Annotated in this window: 22 protein-coding genes; 13 read left to right on the top strand and 9 right to left on the bottom strand. The window is 65.6% G+C overall.

Translation table 11 applies throughout. The features are described from left to right. The first annotated feature begins 22 nt into the window (after positions 1-22). The 3 genes from rnpA to yihA all read left to right on the top strand — a co-directional run bounded on the left by rnpA (position 23) and on the right by yihA (position 3,011). Complete coding sequence (gene rnpA / locus DSD28_RS16355) at positions 23-415, top strand: ribonuclease P protein component (protein WP_119257472.1); 393 nt, start codon at positions 23-25, stop codon at positions 413-415. Further along, a complete protein-coding gene (gene yidC / locus DSD28_RS16350; protein ID WP_162911423.1) occupies positions 415-2,220 on the top strand; it encodes a membrane protein insertase YidC in 1,806 nt (601 codons plus the stop codon). The genes rnpA and yidC overlap by 1 nt, the downstream gene beginning before the upstream one ends. 137 nt (positions 2,221-2,357) lie before the next feature. After that, a complete protein-coding gene (yihA, locus tag DSD28_RS16345; RefSeq protein WP_119257470.1) occupies positions 2,358-3,011 on the top strand; it encodes a ribosome biogenesis GTP-binding protein YihA/YsxC in 654 nt (217 codons plus the stop codon). A gap of 9 nt (positions 3,012-3,020) precedes the next feature. On the opposite strand, the gene DSD28_RS16340 is transcribed toward yihA, so the two are convergent. Then, positions 3,021-3,752, bottom strand: a complete 732-nt coding sequence (locus DSD28_RS16340; protein ID WP_119257469.1) for an anti-sigma factor — start codon at positions 3,750-3,752, stop codon at positions 3,021-3,023. Positions 3,753-3,960: 208 nt separating this feature from the next. Here DSD28_RS16340 and argB point away from each other — a divergent pair, with 208 nt between their 5' ends. Continuing rightward, the gene (gene argB / locus DSD28_RS16335; RefSeq protein WP_119257468.1) at positions 3,961-4,848 is read left to right on the top strand and encodes an acetylglutamate kinase; all 888 of its coding nucleotides are present in this window, start codon (positions 3,961-3,963) and stop codon (positions 4,846-4,848) included. 3 nt (positions 4,849-4,851) lie between these two features. Here the strand turns inward: argB and DSD28_RS16330 are convergent, their stop codons facing one another. Further along, a complete protein-coding gene (locus tag DSD28_RS16330; RefSeq protein WP_119257467.1) occupies positions 4,852-5,754 on the bottom strand; it encodes an EamA family transporter in 903 nt (300 codons plus the stop codon). Between the two features lie 102 nt (positions 5,755-5,856). On the opposite strand from DSD28_RS16330, the gene DSD28_RS16325 reads away from it, so the two are divergent. After that, on the top strand, positions 5,857-6,552 hold the full coding sequence (locus DSD28_RS16325) for a pyrimidine 5'-nucleotidase (protein ID WP_119257466.1): 696 nt from the start codon (positions 5,857-5,859) through the stop codon (positions 6,550-6,552). Positions 6,553-6,693: 141 nt separating this feature from the next. Then, the gene (locus tag DSD28_RS16320) at positions 6,694-7,656 is read left to right on the top strand and encodes an EF-hand domain-containing protein (RefSeq protein WP_162911422.1); all 963 of its coding nucleotides are present in this window, start codon (positions 6,694-6,696) and stop codon (positions 7,654-7,656) included. 75 nt (positions 7,657-7,731) lie between these two features. Here DSD28_RS16320 and DSD28_RS16315 read toward each other — a convergent pair whose 3' ends face one another. Beyond that, complete coding sequence (locus tag DSD28_RS16315; protein WP_119257464.1) at positions 7,732-8,622, bottom strand: LOG family protein; 891 nt, start codon at positions 8,620-8,622, stop codon at positions 7,732-7,734. A 175-nt stretch (positions 8,623-8,797) separates the two neighbouring features. On the opposite strand from DSD28_RS16315, the gene dapD reads away from it, so the two are divergent. The 4 genes from dapD to DSD28_RS16295 all read left to right on the top strand — a co-directional run bounded on the left by dapD (position 8,798) and on the right by DSD28_RS16295 (position 11,907). Continuing rightward, entirely contained in the window at positions 8,798-9,655 is an 858-nt protein-coding gene (gene dapD, locus DSD28_RS16310; RefSeq protein ID WP_119257463.1) for a 2,3,4,5-tetrahydropyridine-2,6-dicarboxylate N-succinyltransferase, read from the top strand. A gap of 3 nt (positions 9,656-9,658) precedes the next feature. Beyond that, a complete protein-coding gene (locus DSD28_RS16305; RefSeq protein ID WP_119257462.1) occupies positions 9,659-10,045 on the top strand; it encodes a DUF805 domain-containing protein in 387 nt (128 codons plus the stop codon). 85 nt (positions 10,046-10,130) lie between these two features. Further along, complete coding sequence (gene dapE, locus DSD28_RS16300) at positions 10,131-11,324, top strand: succinyl-diaminopimelate desuccinylase (protein ID WP_119257509.1); 1,194 nt, start codon at positions 10,131-10,133, stop codon at positions 11,322-11,324. Further along, positions 11,311-11,907 (top strand): hypothetical protein, encoded by a 597-nt coding sequence (locus tag DSD28_RS16295; protein ID WP_119257461.1) that lies wholly within the window; start codon positions 11,311-11,313, stop codon positions 11,905-11,907. Before dapE ends, DSD28_RS16295 begins: the two co-directional genes overlap by 14 nt. Positions 11,908-12,014: 107 nt before the next feature. Here DSD28_RS16295 and truA read toward each other — a convergent pair whose 3' ends face one another. From truA to def, 3 genes are read right to left on the bottom strand one after another with little or no spacing between them, the layout of a single operon-like run. After that, entirely contained in the window at positions 12,015-12,758 is a 744-nt protein-coding gene (gene truA / locus DSD28_RS16290) for a tRNA pseudouridine(38-40) synthase TruA (protein ID WP_119257460.1), read from the bottom strand. Continuing rightward, positions 12,758-13,699: a methionyl-tRNA formyltransferase gene (gene fmt, locus DSD28_RS16285; RefSeq protein ID WP_119257459.1), complete on the bottom strand. Its 942-nt coding sequence runs from the start codon at positions 13,697-13,699 to the stop codon at positions 12,758-12,760. The genes truA and fmt overlap by 1 nt, the downstream gene beginning before the upstream one ends. A 44-nt stretch (positions 13,700-13,743) precedes the next feature. Next, positions 13,744-14,268: a peptide deformylase gene (gene def, locus DSD28_RS16280; RefSeq protein ID WP_119257458.1), complete on the bottom strand. Its 525-nt coding sequence runs from the start codon at positions 14,266-14,268 to the stop codon at positions 13,744-13,746. 112 nt (positions 14,269-14,380) lie between these two features. Between def and DSD28_RS16275 the strand changes: the two genes are divergently transcribed. The 3 genes from DSD28_RS16275 (at position 14,381) to DSD28_RS16265 (ending at position 19,143) form a co-directional block, all read left to right on the top strand. Continuing rightward, a complete protein-coding gene (locus DSD28_RS16275; protein WP_119257457.1) occupies positions 14,381-15,574 on the top strand; it encodes a DNA recombination protein RmuC in 1,194 nt (397 codons plus the stop codon). 44 nt (positions 15,575-15,618) lie between these two features. Next, a complete protein-coding gene (locus tag DSD28_RS16270) occupies positions 15,619-16,521 on the top strand; it encodes a ribokinase (protein WP_119257456.1) in 903 nt (300 codons plus the stop codon). Between the two features lie 285 nt (positions 16,522-16,806). Next, entirely contained in the window at positions 16,807-19,143 is a 2,337-nt protein-coding gene (locus DSD28_RS16265) for a methyl-accepting chemotaxis protein (protein ID WP_119257455.1), read from the top strand. Positions 19,144-19,408: 265 nt separating this feature from the next. Here the strand turns inward: DSD28_RS16265 and phoB are convergent, their stop codons facing one another. The 3 genes from phoB to pstB are packed head-to-tail and all read right to left on the bottom strand — an operon-like array spanning position 19,409 to position 21,705. After that, a complete protein-coding gene (gene phoB, locus DSD28_RS16260) occupies positions 19,409-20,092 on the bottom strand; it encodes a phosphate regulon transcriptional regulator PhoB (protein WP_119257454.1) in 684 nt (227 codons plus the stop codon). Between the two features lie 18 nt (positions 20,093-20,110). Beyond that, a complete protein-coding gene (gene phoU, locus DSD28_RS16255) occupies positions 20,111-20,839 on the bottom strand; it encodes a phosphate signaling complex protein PhoU (RefSeq protein WP_119257508.1) in 729 nt (242 codons plus the stop codon). 50 nt (positions 20,840-20,889) lie between these two features. Further along, positions 20,890-21,705 carry a phosphate ABC transporter ATP-binding protein PstB gene (gene pstB / locus DSD28_RS16250; protein WP_119257453.1) on the bottom strand — a complete coding sequence of 272 codons (816 nt, stop codon included), beginning with the start codon at positions 21,703-21,705 and terminating at the stop codon, positions 20,890-20,892. Positions 21,706-21,714 lie beyond the last annotated feature (9 nt).

Genomic DNA, 21,714 nt, shown 5'->3' with positions numbered 1-21,714 from the left:
GCCCGAACAGAGGCGACGGGCAATGACGAAAACTGTTGAGAAATCTGCTGTCGGACGGCTGAAAAGCCGTCCGCAGTTTCTTTTTGTGCGCGAGGGCGAGAGGCGCAAGGGTCCCCTGTTCCTTCTCGAAGTGCGTGACCGGCAGATGCCGGACGAACCGCCCCGCGTCGGCTTCACCGTTACCAAGAAGCACGGCAACGCCGTGGAACGCAATCGCATGCGCCGCCGCCTGAAAGAGGCCGTGCGGCTATCGGCCGGGTTTGCAATGGAGCCCGGACACGACTATGTGGTTGTCGCCAGACGGGACGTGCTCGGCGCGCCCTTCGAAACCCTGCAGGCCGGTCTGAAGGACCGGATCACCACGCGGCAGAAGAAACACAAGCAGCAGCACCCTGCTGCGCCCGGGAAAGAGTGATGGAAAAAAACCGCAATTACTTCGTGGCGATCGCGCTGTCCGTGCTGATCCTCGTCGCCTGGCAGTTCCTCTATGTGAACCCCAAGCTCGAGAAGGATCGCGCCGCGCTGGAAGCCCAGCAGGCCGCCCAGACGAGCGAGCAGACGACCACCACCACCGCAGGCGGCACCACGCCCGCCGCCACCGGGACGAACGGCACGCTGCCGGGCGCTGCCGGCGGGGCTGCCACGACCGAAACGCGTGAACAGGCCCTTGCCAAGTCCGCCCGCGTCGAGATCGACACGCCCGCGCTTGCCGGCTCCATCAACCTGACGGGCGCGCGCTTCGACGACCTGAAACTCAAGGAATTCCACGAGACCGTCGACAAGACGAGCCCGATCATCACGCTTCTCAGCCCCGCCGAGACCGAGCACGGCTACTTCGCCGAAATCGGCTATGTCGGCAGCGAGGCGACCGGCCAGATGCCCGGCCCGCAGACCGTCTGGACGCAGGACGGCGCCGGCAAGCTGACGCAGACGACCCCGGTCAAGCTTTCCTACACCAACGACAAGGGTATCACCTTCACCCGCACGATCTCGGTCGACGAGCATTACATGTTCACCGTCACCGACAGCATCGAGAACCGCACGGAAACGCCGGTCGCGCTTTCGGCCTATGGCCGCACGACGCGTTTCTTCAAGCCGTCCACACCGTCGGTCTACGTGCTGCACGAAGGCTTTATCGGCGAGCTCGGCGACCTCGGTCTGCACGAGGTGAAGTACAAGGACACCGAGAAGGACACGACCGTCGCGCCCGGCAAGGCGACGGGCGGCTGGCTCGGCATCACCGACAAGTACTGGGCGACCGCGCTGGTGCCGCCGCAGGCGACCCCCTACGAGACGCGCTTCTCCTATTTCCAGGACGGCCGTCCGCGCTACCAGGCCGACTATCGTCAGGATGACGTGACCATCGCGCCCGGCCAGACGATCGAAGTCAAGAACCTCTTCTTCGGCGGCGCCAAGGAAGTGCCGATCATCGACCAGTACAAGACGTCCTACGCGATCCCGCATTTCGACCTGATGATCGACTGGGGCTGGTTCTGGTTCTTCACCAAGCCGATGTTCCAGCTCATGGACTTCTTCTACCGCTACTTCGGCAATTTCGGCATTGCGATCCTCATCACGACCATCGTCGTCAAGGGTCTCTTCTTCCCGCTCGCCAGCAAGCAGTACGCTTCCATGGCCAACATGAAGAAGATGCAACCGAAGATGGAGGAACTGAAGGCCAAGCACGGCGACGACCGCATGGCGCTGCAGCAGGCGATGATGCAGCTCTACAAGGAGGAGAAGATCAATCCGCTGGCAGGCTGCTGGCCGATCCTTCTGCAGGTTCCGGTGTTCTTCGCGCTCTACAAGGTGATCTACGTCACCATCGAGATGCGCCATGCGCCGTTCTTCGGCTGGATCCAGGACCTTTCGGCGCCCGATCCGACGTCGCTGTTCAACCTGTTCGGCCTCCTGCCCTACGACGTGCCGCATGCACTCCTGATCGGCGTCTGGCCGATCATCATGGGCATCACCATGTTCATGCAGATGCGCATGAACCCGACGCCGCCGGATCCGACCCAGGCGATGATCTTCACCTGGATGCCGCTGGTCTTCACCTTCATGCTGGCATCCTTCCCGGCCGGCCTTGTGATCTACTGGGCCTGGAACAACACGCTGTCCATCGTGCAGCAGGCGATCATCATGAAGCGCCACGGCGTCAAGATCGAGCTCTTCGACAATCTGAAGGGCCTGTTCGGGAAGAAGACGAAACCATCCTGACGATCCCGTCGGACGACACGCGAAACCCCGGCCATCGGCCGGGGTTTTCTTTTGCCGGATGCCCGGCGGCGGGCGCGCGCTTGACTTTCGCGGCCAAAACCGGGAAGCCGGGAGCCTGACAAGGAAGGCTGGAAGCAATGACAGAGACGAGCGCAACGGGCGACAAGCCGCTGTTCGGCAGGCCGTGGATCTTCATCCGCGGCGTGCCGGCGATGAAATTCCTGCCGCCCGAAGGCCCGCCTGAGATCGCCTTCGCCGGCCGCTCGAATGTCGGCAAGTCGTCGCTAATCAACGCGCTGGTCGGCCACAAGGGCCTTGCCCGCACCTCCAATACGCCCGGCCGCACGCAGGAGCTCAACTATTTCGTGCCGGACGGTTTTTCCGGCGCCGAGGACGACCTGCCGCCGATGGCGCTCGTCGACATGCCGGGCTACGGCTATGCGCAGGCGCCGAAGGAGCAGGTCGACGCCTGGACGAAGCTCGTCTTCGATTACCTGCGCGGCCGCTCGACGCTGAAGCGCGTCTATGTACTGATCGACAGCCGCCACGGCATCAAGAAGAACGACGACGAGGTCTTCTCGCTGCTCGACAAGGCGGCGGTCTCCTACCAGGTCGTGCTGACCAAGACCGACAAGATCAAGGACGCCGGCGTGCCGCGCCTTATCGAGGAGACACTGCAGAAGATCTCGAAGCATCCGGCCGCCTATCCGGAGGTGCTCGCCACCTCGTCGGAAAAGGGCCGCGGACTCGACGACCTGCGGGCCGCAATCCTCAGCGCCATCGATCGATAATCGGTACCGTCAGTCGAAGTGGGCGGCGCCGGTCGCCAGCACCGGACCTGTCCGCCTGCCCGTCGGCGAGCCGCCGAACGGCTCGACGCTGACGGAGATCGTCGCGCCTTCGACGATGCGGCTGCGCATTTCGCGCGGCACCGCCAGCCGTCCCTCGCCGGTCTGCGGCAGGACGCCGAGCGCGACGGGCGCCTTGCCGGCCTCGGTCAGCCAGAGTTCCAGCGACTTTTCCTTTTCGAGACCGGCGACGGGCGTCACGGCGAGCGTGCCGCTCGCATCGTCATAGCGGGCGACCAGCCCCATCGCGGCGTTCTCGCCCGTCATGCCCGCGACCAGCCGGCCGCCATTGACGGGACGCGGCGCCAGAAGCGCGCTGAGGAGAAGGGCAAGGCCGGCGGCGACGGCGAAGGAGGCGAGCGCGAGCGCGCGCCAGAGCGCCAGCGAATGCCAGCAGCCGCCGGAGACCTTGCCGGAAAACACGGCGTCGCACGGGGTGGTGGTCAGGATATGCTGCTCGACGGGCGCGCGGGCGCCGGGGGAAAGATGCAGCGGCTCGTAGCCGTCGCCGAAGGTGGCGAGGTTTTCCTCCCAGCGGCTCACCATGGCGGCGAACTGGCGGTCGCGCATCAGCCGCGCCTCGACCTTCTGGCGGTCTTCGTCAGACAGGACCCCGAGTACGTACTCGCCCGCGATCACCTGATCGCAGCACGGTTCTCTCATCTCTCGGTCGGACGCCGCCATCGGCTCATCCACTCTCTCGGTTCCAGGACTGACGCGAGGACTTGGCCTCTCTTCCACATATAGGAACGCCGATGCGCCTTTGCCTATAGGGCAGGCGCGGAGCCGCATCATATTCCCCATCGGCTTTTTACGCCACCGACCATGGGGATCATTCCATCGTCACGAAACATGCGTTAAACAGGCCCCCACCCATTCCCAAGAGGCCGCCATGTCCCTATCCGAAAGCGAAAACCAAGCCCGCCTTCTCACCGAAGCCCTGCCCTACATGCAGCGCTACGAGAACAAGACCATCGTGGTCAAATACGGCGGCCACGCCATGGGCAATGCCGAGCTCGGCAAGGCTTTCGCCAGCGACATCGCGCTTCTCAAACAGTCCGGCGTCAACCCCATCGTCGTGCACGGCGGCGGCCCGCAGATCGGCGCGATGCTGACCAAGATGGGCATCGAATCGAAGTTCGAGGGGGGCCTGCGCGTCACCGACCAGAAGACCGTCGAGATCGTCGAGATGGTGCTGGCGGGCTCGATCAACAAGGAGATCGTCGCGCTCATCAACCAGACGGGCGAATGGGCGATCGGCCTGTGCGGCAAGGACGGCAACATGGTCTTCGCCGAAAAGGCCAAGAAGACCGTCATCGACCCCGACAGCAATATCGAGCGCATCCTCGACCTCGGCTTCGTCGGCGAGGTGGTGGAGGTGGACCGCACGCTGATCGACCTGCTCGCCAAATCCGAGATGATCCCGGTCATCGCCCCGGTCGCACCCGGCCGCGACGGCCATACCTACAACATCAACGCGGACACCTTCGCCGGCGCCATCGCCGGCGCGCTGAACGCGACGCGCCTGCTCTTCCTGACGGACGTTCCGGGCGTGCTCGACCGCAACGGCCAGCTCATCAAGGAGCTTTCCGTCGCCGAAGCCCGCGCGCTGATCAAGGACGGCACGATCTCCGGCGGCATGATCCCGAAGGTCGAGACCTGCATCGACGCCATCAAGGCGGGCGTGCAGGGCGTCGTCATCCTCAACGGCAAGACCGCCCATTCGGTATTGCTGGAGCTCTTCACCGAGCACGGCGCGGGCACGCTGCTGGTGCCCTGAGCCCTACAGGAAGAGAAGGCCGAAGATGCCGCAGACGATCAGCAGGCATCCGGCCGCCTCCGTGCGGTTCACCCGCTCGTGGAACAGGAACCACGACGCCATGAAGGTGAAGACCAGCTCGATCTGGCCGAGCGCGCGCACATAGGCGACCTGCTGGAGGCTCATCGCCGTGAACCAGCAGGCCGAGCCGAGCACGCCGGCAATACCGACCAGCGAGGACGAGCGCCAGCTCTTCAGGACGTCGACGATCTCCCGCTTGTCCTTCCAGCCCATCCAGACCAGCATGAAGGCCGTCTGGAACGTCGTGACGCAGGCAAGCGTCACGGCGGCGTCCATGATCGGCCCCGGCCCCTGAAGCGACAGCGAGGCGCTGCGATAGGCGACCGCCGAGATGCCGAAGACCGCGCCCGAGGCGATGCCGATCAGCGCGGTGCGGCTTGTCAGTGCCGCGAGGATGTTGCGCCAGGAGAGCGGCGCGCGGGCAAGCGAGATCAGCATCACCCCGACGACGCCGACGATGATCGCGACGACCGCGCCGAAGGTGATGCGCTCTCCGAGCAGCACGAAGCCGAAGATCGCCGCCTGCACCGGCTCCGTCTTGGAATAGGCCGTGCCGACGGCGAAGTTCCTCAGCGAAAACAGGTATACAAGCAGCATGGTCGCGAAGATCTGCGCCAGACCGCCGATCACCGCCCAGAAGGCGAAGGTCCAGTTGAGCGCCGGAAACGGCAGGCCGACCGCGAGGCGCAGCACAAGCACGTAGAGGATCGCCAGCGGAAAGCCGTAGCCGAAGCGCACAAAGCTCGCCCCGCGCGTTCCGAGCGAGCCCTGAAGATGCTTCTGCAGGGCCGAGCGCAGGTTCTGCAGGAAGGCGGCGGCGATGGTGATGGGGATCCAGAGTTCCATGCCAGCCCGCTAGCATGGGGCTTGCCGCAAATCCATCGTCCGCGCGGGCCATCGCGGAAAATTCCGTTTCCCTCGCCCCGGACCCGTGCCATAAGACGGCCCATGACCGATCTTCCGAACAAAGCCGACTTTTCCCATGTGCGTGACTGGGTCTTCGACCTCGACAACACGCTCTATCCGCATCATGTCGATCTCTTCGCCCAGATCGACAAGAACATGACGGCTTACGTGTCGGCCCTGCTCGGCCTGTCGCGCGAGGACGCCCGGGCGCTGCAGAAGCAGTATTATTTCGACCACGGCACCACGCTGAAGGGGCTGATGATCCATCATCGCATCGACCCCGCCGATTTCCTCGAAAAGGCGCATGCGATCGATTACGACGTGCTGTCGCCGGACCTTCCGCTCGGCGAGGCGATCCAGGCGCTGCCCGGCCGCAAGTTCATCTTCACCAATGGCAGCGTGAAGCATGCCGAGATGGCCGCCAGGGCGCTCGGCATCTTCCACCATTTCGACGACGTCTTCGATATCGTGGCGGCGGAATATGTGCCCAAGCCGGCCGGCGAGACCTATGACAAGTTCATGGCGCTGCACCGGGTCGATACCGGCCATGCGGCGATGTTCGAGGACCTGCCGCGCAACCTCGTCGTGCCGAAGGCGCTCGGCATGAAGACCGTGCTGCTCACCCCGCGCGACATCGACCACGAGTTCACCGACGCCTGGGAAAAGCGCACGGACGAGGACAGGCATATCGACTATGCGACCTCGAACCTGACGGCCTTCCTCAACGCGTTGCTTTAAGGCCCGCCCGGCGTGCCTTCTTCCGGACACGGAAAGATCCCTTTCCGGTCATAAGGTTCAATTACCAATTTGTAACTGGCGCCGGCCGGCGTTCCCCCTATCCTGCCCCTCAAGGGACGACGATGGATGAAAGGAACGACCATGGCTAAAAAGGAACTTCTTCTCGGCGCCGTAGCGGCCAGCCTCATTTTCTCGGGCGCAGCCGCCCCCGCCTTCGCCGCCAAGGACAAGCACAAGCACAAGCATGGCCACCACCATGGCGCGATGATCGAGCGTCTCGACACCGACAAGGACGGCAAGGTCTCGCTCGCCGAGTTCAAGGCGAACGCCTCCGCCGCCTTCAAGGCCTTCGACGCCGACGGCAACGGCCAGGTGACGAAGGACGAGATCAAGGCACGCCGCGAGGCCTTCAAGGACGCCCGCAAGGCCGTTCACGACGCCGCCAAGGCGGACCGGGCGAAGGCCCGCGAGGCGTTGCGCGCCGGCGGCCCCTACATGCTGCCGGGCGCCGGCCGGATGTTCGAAAAGGCCGACACCGACAAGAACGGCACGCTCTCCGAGGCCGAAGTGCTCGCCGTGGCGGAAAAGGCCTTCGAGCGCCGCGACACGAACAAGGACGGCGCCATCGACACGGCGGATGCCCGGCCCGGCAAGAAGGGCAAGGGCCATCATGGCAAGGATGGCGGAAAACGCGCCGAGCGCATGCTGAACCGGCTCGACACCGACAAGGACGGCAAGATCTCGCAGGCCGAGATGCTGGCGCGCGCCACGCAGACCTTCCAGCGCCTCGACACCGACGGCAACGGCGAGGTCACCAAGGCCGAGATCGACGCGAAGCGTGAAGCCTTCCGCGATGCCCGCAAGGCTTTCCGCGCGGTGAAGGCGACTGACGGCGAGGCGAAGGACGCCGCCCGCAAGGCGCTGCGCGAAGCCCGCATCGACCGCAGGGGCATGCATATGTTCGAGCGCGCCGACGCCGACAAGAACGGCACCCTGACCAAGGCCGAAATGGAAACCGCCGCCATCGCCATGTTCAAGAAGCGCGACCGCAACGGCGACGGCTTCATCACCCTCGACGAGATGGGCAAGCGCGGCGACAAGTAAGCCTTGCCGGCAGCACGTCCGACTGAAACGCCCCGGTTCTGCCGGGGCGTCTTTTCATGAAGCAGGCGCAGCCTGTCAGCCGTGGGCCGTTGCGGGCTCGGCTTCCAGGTTTTCGTAGAACTTCACGATGATGTCCCAGGCCTCGTCCGCCGTCTCGACGAACTGCATCAGCTCGACGTCGCCGGGCGCGATGGTGCCGAAGGCGGCGAGCGCGTCGAAATCGATGATCTTGTGCCAGAATTCCTTGCCGAAGAGGATCAGCGGCACCAGCGCCATGCGGCCGGTCTGCATCAGCGTCACCGTCTCGAACAGCTCGTCCAGCGTGCCGAAGCCGCCCGGGAAGACCGTGACGGCCTTGGCGCGCAGCAGGAAGTGCATCTTGCGGACGGCGAAATAGTGGAAGTTGAAGCTGAGCTCCGGCGTGACATAGGGGTTGGGCGCCTGCTCGTGCGGCAGCACGATGTTGAGGCCGATCGAGGGAGCGCCGACATCGGTCGCCCCGCGGTTGCCCGCCTCCATGACGCCCGGCCCGCCGCCGGTGACGACGACATATTCCTTGAAGCCGAGCTCGGCCGACTTTTCCGAGCACATGCGCGCGAACTTGCGCGCCTCCTCGTAATAGACCGAGGCCGCCTCGAGGTTCATGCGCTGCGTCTCGTTGCGCGCCGCCCAGGCCTCCTGGCCGGGGGCGGGAATGCGCGCGCCGCCGAACATGACGACGGTCGACTTGATGCCGCGCTCGGCGAGCATCATCTCGACCTTCAGGAGCTCGAGCTGGAGGCGCACCGGGCGCAGTTCCTCCCGGCAGAGGAAGTCGTCATCGACATAGGCGAGCCGGTAGGCGGGATTTGCCGATTGCGGCGTCTGCGGCACCACGGCGGCGCGGTGCTTGTCCTGCGCGCTGTCGGCCAACGGATCCCACACGCCATCCTTGCGGCGCAGGTTCTTCTTCTTCAGTCTCGCCATGTCACTTTCCTGCTTTCAACTCTCACGGGATTACCCGTTCGCCCGTGCGACAGTATCTGCCGGAAAGGGGCTTCATCTTTCCCGGCACTTGCTCTAGAGCATTTTGCTGATTGATGAAATCGACCTTCCGGCGTCCCGACAATCGAAAATAAGCCTCGAAGTTTAAGGAATTCCGATGAACACGTCCAACCTCGCCGCCCTTTCCCAAACCATCGACCGCGCCTTCGAGGAACGGGACGGCATCAATACCGGCACGCGCGGCGAAGTGCGCGATGCGGTGGAGACCGCGCTCAACCTGCTCGACAACGGCAAGGCACGCGTCGCCGAGCGCGGCGAGGACGGCAACTGGACGGTGAACCAGTGGCTCAAGAAGGCCGTGCTGCTCTCCTTCCGCCTCAACCCGATGGAAATCGTCAAGGGCGGCCCCGGGGAATCCGCCTGGTGGGACAAGGTACCCTCCAAGTTCGACGGCTGGAGCGTCAACGAGTTCGAGAAGGCCGGGTTCCGCGCCGTGCCGAATTGCGTGGTGCGCCGCTCGGCCTATATCGCGCCGAATGCCATCCTGATGCCCTCCTTCGTCAATCTCGGCGCTTATGTCGGCGAGGGCACGATGGTCGATACCTGGGCGACGGTCGGCTCCTGCGCGCAGATTGGCAAGCATGTGCACCTCTCGGGCGGCGTCGGCATCGGCGGCGTTCTGGAGCCCATGCAGGCCGGCCCGACGATCATCGAGGACAACTGCTTCATCGGCGCCCGCTCGGAGGTCGTCGAAGGCTGCATCGTGCGCGAGGGCTCCGTGCTCGGCATGGGCGTCTTCATCGGCAAGTCGACCAAGATCGTCGACCGCGCGACGGGCGAAGTGACCTATGGCGAAGTGCCGCCCTATTCCGTCGTCGTCGCCGGCTCGCTGCCTTCCGACAAGACCATGCCGAACGGCCTTCCGGCCCCGAGCCTCTACTGCGCCGTCATCGTCAAGCGCGTCGACGCCCAGACCCGCTCGAAGACCGGCATCAACGAACTTCTCCGGGACTGATCCATGGCGGCCGGGCAAGAGCGGGGACCGACCCTTGCCTGGCTCTTCTTCGGCTGGTCAGGCCGCCTCAGCCGCGCGCCCTTCGCGCTCGGCTGGGCCTTCTGGCTGATGCTGCTCTCGGCGGCGCTCACCCGCATCGTCGTCGTGCCGAAGGAAGACCCGGCCTTCCTGTTCTGGGCCTTCGCCTTCTTCATCGTCGCCATCGTCTCGACGGTCTCCTCGATCATGCTGACGATCAAGCGGCTGCACGACATGAACCTGCCGCTGCCGCTGATCATCTGTCTCTTCGTTCCCGCCATCTCCTTCTTCGCGCTCTTCGTCTTCCTCGTCTGGCCCGGCACGCCCGGCCCCAACGACTACGGCCGCCTGCCCGACCGGCCAAAGGACTGAGCGCGCGCATCGGCTGCGCGTGACAGGCCCCGAACGATCGGCTACACCTCGATTCTCTCCCTTTCAGGTGCCGTGACGCATGCCCATGACCTCCGCCGACCCGATCGAAAATCTCGCAACCCTCATCCGCTGCCCTTCCGTGACGCCGGCCGAAGGCGGCGCGCTGACGGCGCTTGCCGCCATGCTGGAGCCGCTCGGCTTCACGGTGGAACGCATGGTCGCCAGCGAGCCCGGCATGCCCGATATCGAGAACCTTTATGCCCGCATCGGCACCGAGGGCCCGCACCTGATGTTCGCCGGCCATACGGACGTGGTGCCGGTCGGCGATGCGGCCGCCTGGACGCATGACCCGTTCGGCGCGGAGATTTCCGGCGGCGAGATGTTCGGCCGCGGCGCCGTCGACATGAAGGGCGGCATCGCCTGCTTCGTCGCCGCCGTCGCGCGCCACATCGAGAGAAACGGCCCGCCGAAAGGCTCCGTCTCCTTCCTCATCACCGGCGACGAGGAAGGCCCGGCCGTCAACGGCACCAGCAAGCTGCTGCAATGGGCGGCCGAGCGGGGCGAGCGCTGGGATGCCTGCCTCGTCGGCGAACCGACCAATCCGGACCAGCTCGGCGACATGATCAAGATCGGCCGGCGCGGCTCCGTCTCCGGCACGCTCACCGTGCGTGGCGTGCAGGGCCACGCCGCCTATCCGCACCTTGCCGACAATGCGGTGCGCGGCGTGATCGCGCTCACCGACGCGCTGATGCATCCGCCCTTCGACGCCGGCACGGAGAATTTCCAGCCGTCGAACCTCGAAGTGACGACCATCGACGTCGGCAACCGCGCCACCAACGTCGTGCCGGCCGAGGCGAGCGCCAGCTTCAACATCCGCTTCAACGACGCCTGGACCGCCGAGACGGTGATGGCCGAGATCGTGCGCCGGCTCGACGCCGCCGCGCGGGACGAGAAGCTCCGGCCCGGCCGCGCGCCCGTGCGCTACGACATCAAATGGGCCGAGCGGCCGAGCCATGTCTTCCTGACGCGCAACAACCAGCTCATCGCGTCGCTGTCGGGCGCCGTCGAGGCCGTGACCGGCCGTGCACCGAAGCTCTCGACGACCGGCGGCACCTCCGATGCGCGCTTCATCAAGGACTATTGCCCGGTCGTGGAATTCGGCCTCGTCGGCCAGACCATGCATATGGTGGACGAGCGGGTGGCGGTCGCCGATCTCGAGACGCTGACCGTGATCTACGAGACCTTCATCGCGCGCTGGTTCGGCGATGCCCGGTCTTGACGAGGTCCTCTACTACCTCAACGGCATCTATCTGCTGCTGAAGCAGAAGCAGGAGGGGTTCGGCTGGCTGGACCTGACCTCCCGCGGGCTCGCCCGCTCCTTCTGGGCCTTCGTCTGGTGCCTGCCGGCCTTCGCCGTCATCTGGGCCTCCTGGCGGCTCTACTACCTCGCCGGCATGCCGGCGGGCACGACCGCCGGCCTCGGCTTCCTGAGCAAGGTGCTGCTGATCGAGATCACGGGCTGGCTGCTGCCGCTCGTGCTGCTTCTCGCGCTGGCGCGCCCGCTCGGCTACGGCAAGCATCTTGCGACCGTGGTGACGGCGAGCAACTGGATTTCCGTGCCCTTCGCCTATGCCATGGCGCTGCCTGTCGCGCTGTCGCTCATCCTGCCGCAAAGCGTGCTCCTTGCCGGCCTGCTTCTCTACGCCGTGTTCGGCGCAAGCGTCATGCTGCAGTTCCGCCTCGTCTGGATGTGCGTCGGCAAGCAGAACCTGCTGGCGGCGGCGATCACCGCGATCTACGTGCTGCCGCCGATGATCGTCGCGCAGGAATTGCAGCGCGTTCTCGGCACGCTGCCCGGCTAGAGCAATTCCAGCAAAAGTGCGCAGCGGTTTTGCGTCCGGAATTGCGTTGAAACAAATAGTTAGAGCGATTTCGCAATTCCCGGAAAAGCGGAAACGCTCCAGACGGCTCAGTAATCCACGGCCATGAAGTAAAGCCCGTCCGGCGGCGCCACGGGGCCGCAGGCCTTGCGGTCGCGCGCTTCCAGCGCGGCACGCACGTCCTCCACCGTCCACTTGCCCTCGCCCGCCAGCTTCAGCGTGCCGGCGAAGGAGCGGATCTGGTTATGCAGGAAGCTCTGCGCCGAGACGCGCATCTCGATCAGTTCGCCGCTGCGCGTCACCTCCAGCCTGTCGATGGTGCGCACGGGGCTGTTCGCCTGGCACTGGGCGGCGCGGAAGGTGGTGAAGTCATGCTTGCCGACGAGCACCTGTCCCGCCGCATGCATAGCCTCATGATCCAGTTCCTTTGCGACGAACCATGCCCGGTTCGCCTCCAGCGCCAGCGGCGCGCGGCGCGAGATGATGCGATAGAGATAATGCCGCTTCTTCGCGGAGAAGCGCGCGTCGAAATCGTCCGGCACTTCGGCCGCATCGAGGATCGCGACGCGCTCGCCGGCCATGCCGAGATGCGCGTTGAGCGCGTTCCTCAGCGTGTGCTCCTTCCAGTGCCGCGAAAGGTCGGCATGGGCGACCTGTCCCATGGCATGGACACCGGAATCCGTGCGGCCCGCGCCGCGGATCGAGACCGTCTCGCCCGTCAGCGACAGGATCGCCGCCTCGATGGCACCCTGTACGGAATGACCGTTCTCCTGCCGCTGCCAGCCGACATAGGGCGTGCCGTCATATTCGATGCGAAGCCGGTAGCGCGGCATCAGCCCAGCACCTCGCCGGCCGAAACCGGCGTACCGCGCAGGAAGTCCGCCGCGTCGAGCGGCTTGCCGCCCGCCTTCTGCAGACGTACGAGGCGCACCGCGCCCTGCCCGCAAGCAATCGTCAGCCGGTCGTCCAGGACTGTGCCGGCAGGTTTCGACACGTCGTCGCCAGCCCGCTCGCTCGCCAGCACCTTCACGCGCTCCGGCTTGCCGGCAATCGGCAGTTCGAACCATGCACCGGGGAAGGGCGAGAGGCCCCGGATATGATTGTGTACATCCTTAGCCGGCTTCGAAAAGTCGATACGGGTTTCGGCCTTGTCGATCTTGGCGGCGTAGAGCACACCCTCCTCGGCCTGCTGGGTCAGCGGCAGTTCGCCGGCCTCCAGCCTGCCCATGGCCTCGGCCATCAGCGCGCCGCCCGCCTGCATCAAGGCATCGTGCAGCGCGCCGGCCGTCATGTTTTCGCCCATGGCCACGCGGTGGGTCAGCGCAACGGGGCCGGTATCGAGCCCCTTGTCCATCTTCATCACCATCATGCCGGTCTCGCCGTCGCCCGCCATGATCGCCCGCTGGATGGGCGCCGCCCCGCGCCAGCGCGGCAGCAGCGAGGCATGGCCGTTATAGCAACCGAGGCGCGTGCCGGTGAGAATCGCTTCCGGCAGCAGCAGGCCATAGGCAACGACGACCGCGACATCCGCCGCATGGGCGCGGAAGGCTTCGCGGTCCTCTTCCGCGCGGAAATTGACGGGCGTGAAGACGGGAATGCCGCGCCGCTCGGCCGCCTGATGCACCGGCGACTTCACCAGTTCGAGGCCGCGGCGGCCGGCCGGGCGCGGCGGCTGCGAATAGACCGCGACGATCTCGTGGCCCGCATCGGCAAGCGCCTCCAGCGTCGGGACGGAGAAATCCGGCGTGCCCATGAAGATGATGCGAAGGGCCATCGGTCAGCCTCCGTGAAAAAGGGTGCGGGGCGGTTATAGCCGCCTCAGAGCGCCTTGCTGCCGCGCATCTTGGCCGCCTTGGTGAACTTGCGGATCACCATCTCGCGCTTCAGCTTGGAAATATGGTCGATGAACAGCACGCCGTTGAGGTGGTCGATCTCGTGCTGGAGGCAGGTCGCCAGCAGGCCCTCGGCCTCCGTCACCTGCTCCTTGCCCTCGCGGTCGAGGTGCCGGACGGTGATCGACGCCGGGCGCTCGACCTCGGCATAGTAATCCGGGATCGACAGGCAGCCCTCTTCATAGACCGACCGCGCATCCGACGCGGTGACGATCTCCGGGTTGATGAAGACCAGCGGCTTCTTGTCCTCGCCGTCCTTCGAGACGTCCAGCACGAGCATGCGGCGCGCGACGCCGATCTGGATGGCGGCAAGGCCGATGCCGGGGGCATCGTACATGGTCTCCAGCATGTCGTCGGCGAGCTTCTTCACCTCGCCGTCGATGGTTTCGATGGGCCTGGAAACCTGGCGGAGGATCGGATCGGGAAGGATAATCAGCGGCTTGATGGTCATGTGCCTCCCTTAGCGCGGTTTTTTTGCGCTTTCAATCGACTTCGCCCGAGCCCTGCGCGATTTGTTCACGTTATGATCTGTTTTCCGCCGCAATCCGTGCTATGGTCGCGGCATGATCGATCCCGCCTTCGACACGCTCGTCTCCTCCTTCCTCCACCGGCTCGGCGGCCCCGGCCCGGCCCTGGTGCTGCTTGCGGCCGTGCTGCTGGCCGCCTTCGGCCTCCTTTCCGCACGTCGCAGCCAGGCGCGCCAGCGGGAGGCGGCGGCGATGGCGGACTTACGCTTTTCCGAGCTCATGAAGGCGCAGACCGAGATGCAGGGGCGCGTCGCCGCCATGGCGGAGGTGTTCGGCAGCAAGCAGGCCGAGACGAACCAGGCGATCAACAGCCGGCTCGACGGGCTGACGCAGCGGCTCGGTCAGTCGATCTCCGAGCAGACCCGGGCGACGCACGAGAACCTGCGCCGCCTGCAGGAGCGGCTGGCGGTGATCGACAATGCCCAGACGAACATCCAATCACTGGCCAAGGACGTGGTCGGACTGCAGGCCATTCTCTCCAACAAGCAGACGCGCGGCGCCTTCGGCCAGTCGCGCATGGAGACGATCATCGCCGACGCCATGCCGCCAGGCGCCTACCAGTTCCAGGCCCAGCTTTCCAACGGCGTTCGCCCCGATTGCACCATCCGCATGCCGAATGGCCAGCCGCCGCTCGTCGTCGACGCCAAGTTCCCGCTGGAGGCATGGAACGCCATGTCGGACGGGCGCTCGCCGGAAGCCGCGAAGATCGCCGCCCAGCAGTTCCGCCGCGACATGGAGGTGCATATCCGGGACATCTCGGAAAAATACCTCCTTGCCGGCGAGACGCAGGACACCGCCTTCCTCTTCGTGCCCTCGGAATCGATCTTCGCCAGCATCCACGAGAATTTCGAGCCCGTCGTGCAGCGCGCGCACCGCGCCCGCATCGTCATCGTCTCGCCCTCGCTGCTGATGCTTTCCGTGCAGGTGCTGCAGGCGCTGCTCAAGGACCAGCGGATGCGCGAGCAGGCGCATGTCATCCAGGGCGAGGTCGCGCGGCTGATGGACGATTTGACGCGGCTCGACGACCGGGTGCGCAAGCTGCATGGCCATTTCACCTCCGCGCAGAAGGACGTGGACCTGATTCTGACGTCCACGGAGAAGCTTGCTCGGCGCGGGGCGCGCATCGGCGATCTCGAATTCGAGACCGTTTCGGAGCTTTCGCACGAACGGGAGAAGGCGGCGGAGAGCCGGACGGGCCAGTTGCGGCTGAGGGTAGTTGACGAAGACTGACCGCCTCGGGCAGTGTCCGGCGGAAACGACAAGGGGCAGCTCTCATGATCACCGTTCTCGGTTCCATCAACATGGACCTCATCGCAACGCCTGAACGCCTGCCGAAGCCGGGCGAGACGGTGATGGGCACCAGCTTCACCACTGCCGCCGGCGGCAAGGGCGCCAACCAGGCACTCGCCGCCCGCCGCGCCGGCTCCATGGTGCGCATGGCCGGCGCCGTCGGCGACGACCGGCTGGGCAGCCAGGCGCTCGCCCTCCTCGCCGACGCCGCCGTCGATCTCAACGCCGTGCGCTCGGCGGCGGAAGCGACCGGCACCGCCCATATCCTCGTGGCCGAGGGCGACGGCGAGAATGTCATCGTCGTCGTGCCGGGCGCCAACGGCACCGTCAGCGAGGAAGATGCACGCCGCGCGGTCGGCGCGATGACGCGCGGCGACTATCTGATGCTGCAATTCGAGATCCCCAACGCCTCCATCGAGGCCGCGCTCGCCGCCGCCAGGCAAAAGGGCGTCACCTCCATCGTCAACATCGCCCCGTTCAGCGCCGCCACCAAGACGCTCGGCGCGATGGCCGACATCCTCGTCGCCAACGAGACGGAGTTCGACCTCTTCGTCGGCAAGGGCGAGCCTTCGGACGAAGAGCGCGAGGCGACCATGCGGCGCCTGCATGCCGAGAGCGGCCAGACGATCATCGTGACGCTCGGCGCCGACGGTGTCGTCGCCATCCGCAAGAACGAGATCTTCCGCGCGATGGGCCTCAAGATCGAGCCCGTCGACACCGTCGGGGCGGGCGATACGTTCTGCGGCTATCTCGCCGCCTCGCTCGATGCGGGCCTTGCCTTCAAGGATGCGCTGCGCCGCGCAGCGGTCGCCGGCTCGCTCGCCTGCCTCAAGCCCGGCGCGCAGCCCTCCATTCCCTTCGCCTCCGCCGTCGACGCGATGGTCTGACGGGCGGCACAACCGCCGCGTCAGTCGGTTTCGCCGAGCCTATATCAGGCGTCGCATTTTGCCGCGACGCCTGAAAATTCAGCCTGTCGGCGCAGCTCGAAGCCCCGAAACTTGGCTTTTTATTAATATTCTACCGGTTACTGAAATCACCAGATGCCGCCTTCGACAGGCCGGACCGTCTCTGGCGCTGGTCGCGCGCCCCGCACTCCATGATGGAGACCCCCGCAATCGAGTGTGCCCCCTTCGCGGCCGGCGGCCGCGGACATATCCCATCGTGAGGATTTCATGTTCAAGTTCCAGGCCAAGTCGCTTGCGACGAAGCTCATCGCGGTCACGGGCGGCACGATTGCCCTCGTCATGCTCGCGTCCAATACCGTTCTCATCAGCCAGTCCCAGAACCGCGTCGCCGATCTCGTCTATTCGGAGGCCGATACGGAGGCCAAGGCGATCGCATCCGACATCGCGACCGATATCGGCCAGCTCGCCAGCGCCGCGCGCTCCATGGCCGGCGTGATCGAGCAGGGCCATTCCGGCGGGCATTTCGACCGCAAGGAAGTCGTCGACATCATCAAGGCGAATGTGGAGAAGAACAGCTTCGCGCTCGGAAGCTGGTTCGCCGAGGAGCCGAACGCCTTCGACGGCAAGTCGCGCGAGACGGCCGAGGATCTGGCGACCGGCACCTTCAAGGACGGCTCGTTCAACCCCTACTGGACGAAGCGCAAGGATGGCTCCATCACGCTCTCCACCTTCGAATCCGACTACAAGGCCGAGTGGTATGCACTCGCCGCCGGCAGCGGCAAGGGCGCGATGAGCCAGCCCTACAAGGAAAGCTCCACCGGCGAGGGCTTCACCATGGCCTCGATCGCCTTCCCGGTCGTCTCCGGCGGCAAGCGCATCGGCGTCACCGGCATCGACGTCTCGCTGAAGACGCTCTACGACAAGCTCAGCAAGCTCAAGCCCTTCGGCGAAGGCCGCGTGCTGCTCCTCTCCCAGACCGGCAAATGGATCGTCGCCCCCACCGAAGACCTCCTGATGAAGGAATATGACGGCGAGGGCCTCGACGTCGTCAAGAAGGCGCTCGCCAGCGGCGAGGCCGGCCGCGTCGAGAACCTTTCCTTCGGCGAGCTTTCCGCCTTCGACCGCGTCGTCTATCCCTTCGCCCTGCCGGACATCAATACGAGCTGGGTCGTCCTCGTCGACGTGCCGCGCGCGGCGATCACCGCCCCGATCCACGAACAGACCACGATGATGATCGTCGGCGGCCTCCTCGTGCTCGGCGCCGTGCTGGCCGGCCTCTATTTCGCCGTGCGCTTCTTCGTGCAGAAGCCGCTCGCCGGCCTCGTCAGCGACGTCGCGACGCTCAGCGACGGCGTCTATACGCAGCCGGTCTCCGGCCAGCAGCGCTCGGACGAGACGGGTTCGGTAGCAAAGGCCCTCGAAGGCTTCCGCCACCAGCTCGCCGATACCAAGCGCCTCGAAGCCGAAGCCACCAACCAGCGCCAGCTCACCGAAGCCGAACGCAACCGTTCGGAAGCCGAGCGCACTGAGGCAAGCGCCCTGCAGCGCGACATCGTCGCGCGTCTCGGCGACGGCCTCGCCCAGCTTTCGTCCGGCAACCTGACCTTCCGTCTTTCCGGCGATTTCCCGGGCGAGTACGGCAAGCTCAAGACCGATTTCAACTCGGCCATCGCCAGCCTCGAAGAGACGATCCAGACGGTCAACGCCTCGGTCGGCAATATCGGCGGCGGCACGAGCGAGATCTCCAAGGGCGCGGCCGACCTTTCGCACCGCACCGAGCAGCAGGCGGCCAGCCTGGAGGAGACCGCCGCGGCGCTCGACGAATTGACCTCGCAGGTCAATTCCAGCGCCGAGAACGCCCGCGTCGCCGCCAAGTCCGTCGATACGGCCAGCAACGACGCCAGCAAGTCCGGCGAAGTGGTGCAGAAGGCGATCGACGCCATGCGCGGCATCGAAAGCTCCTCGCACGAGATCTCCAACATCATCGGCGTCATCGACGACATCGCCTTCCAGACCAACCTTCTTGCGCTGAATGCCGGCGTGGAAGCGGCGCGCGCCGGTGAAGCCGGCAAGGGCTTCGCGGTCGTCGCCCAGGAAGTGCGGGAACTCGCCCAGCGCTCGGCCAATGCCGCCAAGGAGATCAAGACGCTGATCAACACCTCCGAGGTGCAGGTCCGCGAGGGTGTCGATCTCGTCGGCAAGGCCGGCGGCGCGCTGGAGAACATCGCCGAGCAGGTCATCCAGATCAACGGCCTCATCCGCCAGATCTCGTCCTCGGCCTCCGAGCAGGCCGTCGGCCTCAAGGAGATCAACTCGGCCGTCAACCAGATGGACCAGGTCACGCAGCAGAACGCCGCGATGGTGGAGGAAACCACCGCCGCCTCGATGGCGCTCAACGACGAGGCGCAGACGCTGAAGGCGCTTGTCGCCCGCTTCCGCGCCGGCGCCGCGGCCATGGCCGCCCAGCAGCCGGTCCAGCAGGCCATGCGCCCGCAGGCCCAGCCGCAGCGTGCCGCCTACCAGGCCCCGCGCAGCACGGCCCGTGCCATCCCGCAGGTCGCCGGCAACACGGCGCTCGCGCAGGATGACTGGGAAGAGTTCTGAGACCTGGCGACAGGAATGAAGAAAAAGAGGCCGGCGGAAACGCCGGCCTTTTTGTTGACGGCCCTCGCTCCTCCGTCAGCGTCATCCTCGGCCTTGTGCCGAGGATCTGCCAACGCATCGGAAAACAGAAACGTTGCAGATGCTCGGGACAGGCCCGAGTGAAGGAGAGGGTTTCGGGCTTTGCCAGAAGCACTGGCCGGAAGCCCCCTAAACGCAAACAGGCCCCGAAGGGCCCATTTCCGTCCTTGGGAGGAAGTTCGTCCGGTCAGGTTTCCAGCGAGTAGCCGGCACCGCGGACCGTGCGGATGACATCCTGCATATTGGCGAAGTTGAGCGCCTTGCGCAGGCGGCCGACATGGACGTCGACGGTACGCTCGTCGACATAGATGTCGTGGCCCCAGACGCCATCAAGGAGCTGCGAGCGCGAGAAGACGCGGCCGGGCGACGTCATCAGGAATTCCAGGAGGCGGAATTCCGTCGGGCCGAGGCGGACTTCGCGGGTGCGGCGGTGGACGCGGTGCGTGTCGCGGTCGAGCTCGATGTCGCCGCAGCGCAGCACCGTCGAGACGACCTCGGGCTTGGCCCTGCGCAGCATGGCGCGCACGCGGGCGACCAGCTCCGGCGTCGAGAAGGGCTTCACCACATAGTCGTCCGCGCCGGTGGCAAGGCCGCGCACGCGCTCGCTCTCCTCGCCGCGCGCCGTCAGCATGATGATCGGCAGGCGCTCGGTCTCGGGCCGCTGGCGCAGGCGCCGGCAGAGCTCGATGCCGGAAACGCCGGGCAGCATCCAGTCGAGGATGAGAAGGTCCGGCATGCGCTCCTGCAGGCGCATCTCGGCCTCGTCGCCGGAGAGGATCGTGTCGACCTCGAAGCCCTCGGCTTCGAGGTTGTAGCGCAGGAGGACGCTGAGCGCCTCCTCGTCTTCGACGACGGCTATTCTGGGCACCATGTGTCGAACCCTACTCGCTTACTCGGAGGCGTCGGCAACGTCGGCGGCGACGACGGAGGTCGAGGTATCGTCCTTCGGACGCTCGCCTTCCGGCTGCGAGCCGGTCGCCATGTAATAGATGGTTTCGGCGATGTTGGTCGCGTGGTCGCCGATGCGCTCGATGTTCTTGGCGCAGAACAGGAGATGGGTGCAGGGCGTGATGTTGCGCGGGTCTTCCATCATATAGGTCAGGAGTTCGCGGAACAGCGAGGTGTAGATCGCGTCGATCTCGTCGTCGCGCTCGCGGATGGCCTTGGCCTTGTCAACCGAGCGGGTGGCGAAGACGTCGAGCACTTCCTTGAGCTGCATCAGGGCGAGCTCGGCCAGGTGCTCCAGGCCGCGGGCGAGCTTGCGGGGCATGCCCGAGCTCTGCACGGCGATGACGCGCTTGGCGGTGTTCTTGCCGAGGTCGCCGACGCGTTCCAGCTCGGCCGCGATGCGGATCGTGCCCATGATTTCGCGCAGGTCCGCCGCCATCGGCTGGCGCTTGGCGATGGTGACGATGGCCTTCTCGTTGATCTGGCGCTCGGCATTGTCGAGGATCACGTCTTCCGAGATGACCTTCTGGGCCAGCGCCGCATCCGCGGTGACGAGGGCGCGGACGGATTCGGACACCATCTGCTCGGCGGTACCGCCCATCTCGGAGATGCGGCGGGAGAGGTACTTCAGTTCTTCGTCATAGATCGAGACGATATGGGTCGATGTCATGGCTTTATCCTTGATGCGCGCGGACATTCGGGGCTTTGGCGACGAGAACGTCAGCCGAAGCGGCCCATGATGTAGTCCTGCGTGCGCTGATCGTCCGGGTTGGTGAACATCTTGTCGGTGTCGTTCTCCTCGACGAGGTTGCCGAGGTGGAACATGGCGGTGCGCTGCGAGACGCGGGCCGCCTGCTGCATGGAGTGCGTCACGATGACGATGGTGAAGTTGGCGCGCAGCTCGTGGATCAGCTCCTCGACCTTGGCGGTCGCGATGGGGTCGAGCGCCGAGCAGGGCTCGTCCATCAGGATGACTTCCGGGCTGACGGCGACGGCGCGGGCGATGCACAGGCGCTGCTGCTGGCCGCCGGAAAGGCCGGTGCCGCTCTCGTGCAGGCGGTCCTTCACCTCGTTCCACAGACCCGCCTTCTGGAGGCTCTGCTCGACGATGGCGTCCATGTCGGCCTTGGCTTTCGCAAGGCCGTGGATGCGCGGGCCGTAGGCGACGTTCTCGTAGATCGACTTCGGGAACGGGTTCGGCTTCTGGAAGACCATGCCGACGCGGGCGCGCAGCTCCACCACGTCGATGTTCGGATCGTAGATATCGTCCGTGTCGAGCGTGATGCGGCCGGTGACGCGGCAGCCGTCGATGGTATCGTTCATGCGGTTCAGCGTGCGCAGGAACGTCGACTTGCCGCAGCCCGACGGGCCGATGAGGGCGGTGACGGTGTTCTCGCGGACATTGAGGTTGACGTCGTAGAGGGCGCGCTTCTCGCCGTAATAGACCGAGACGTCCTTGCCGATCATCTTGTAGGAAATGTCGTTCATTTTCTTGTCCAGCGCTTTCTCGACTGCTGCTTCTGACATCATGTTCATAGGATCGGT

Source organism: Shinella zoogloeoides, assembly GCF_003574625.1.
GTDB lineage: Bacteria > Pseudomonadota > Alphaproteobacteria > Rhizobiales > Rhizobiaceae > Shinella > Shinella zoogloeoides_A.
This window is presented reverse-complemented; position numbering and strand designations above follow the sequence as displayed.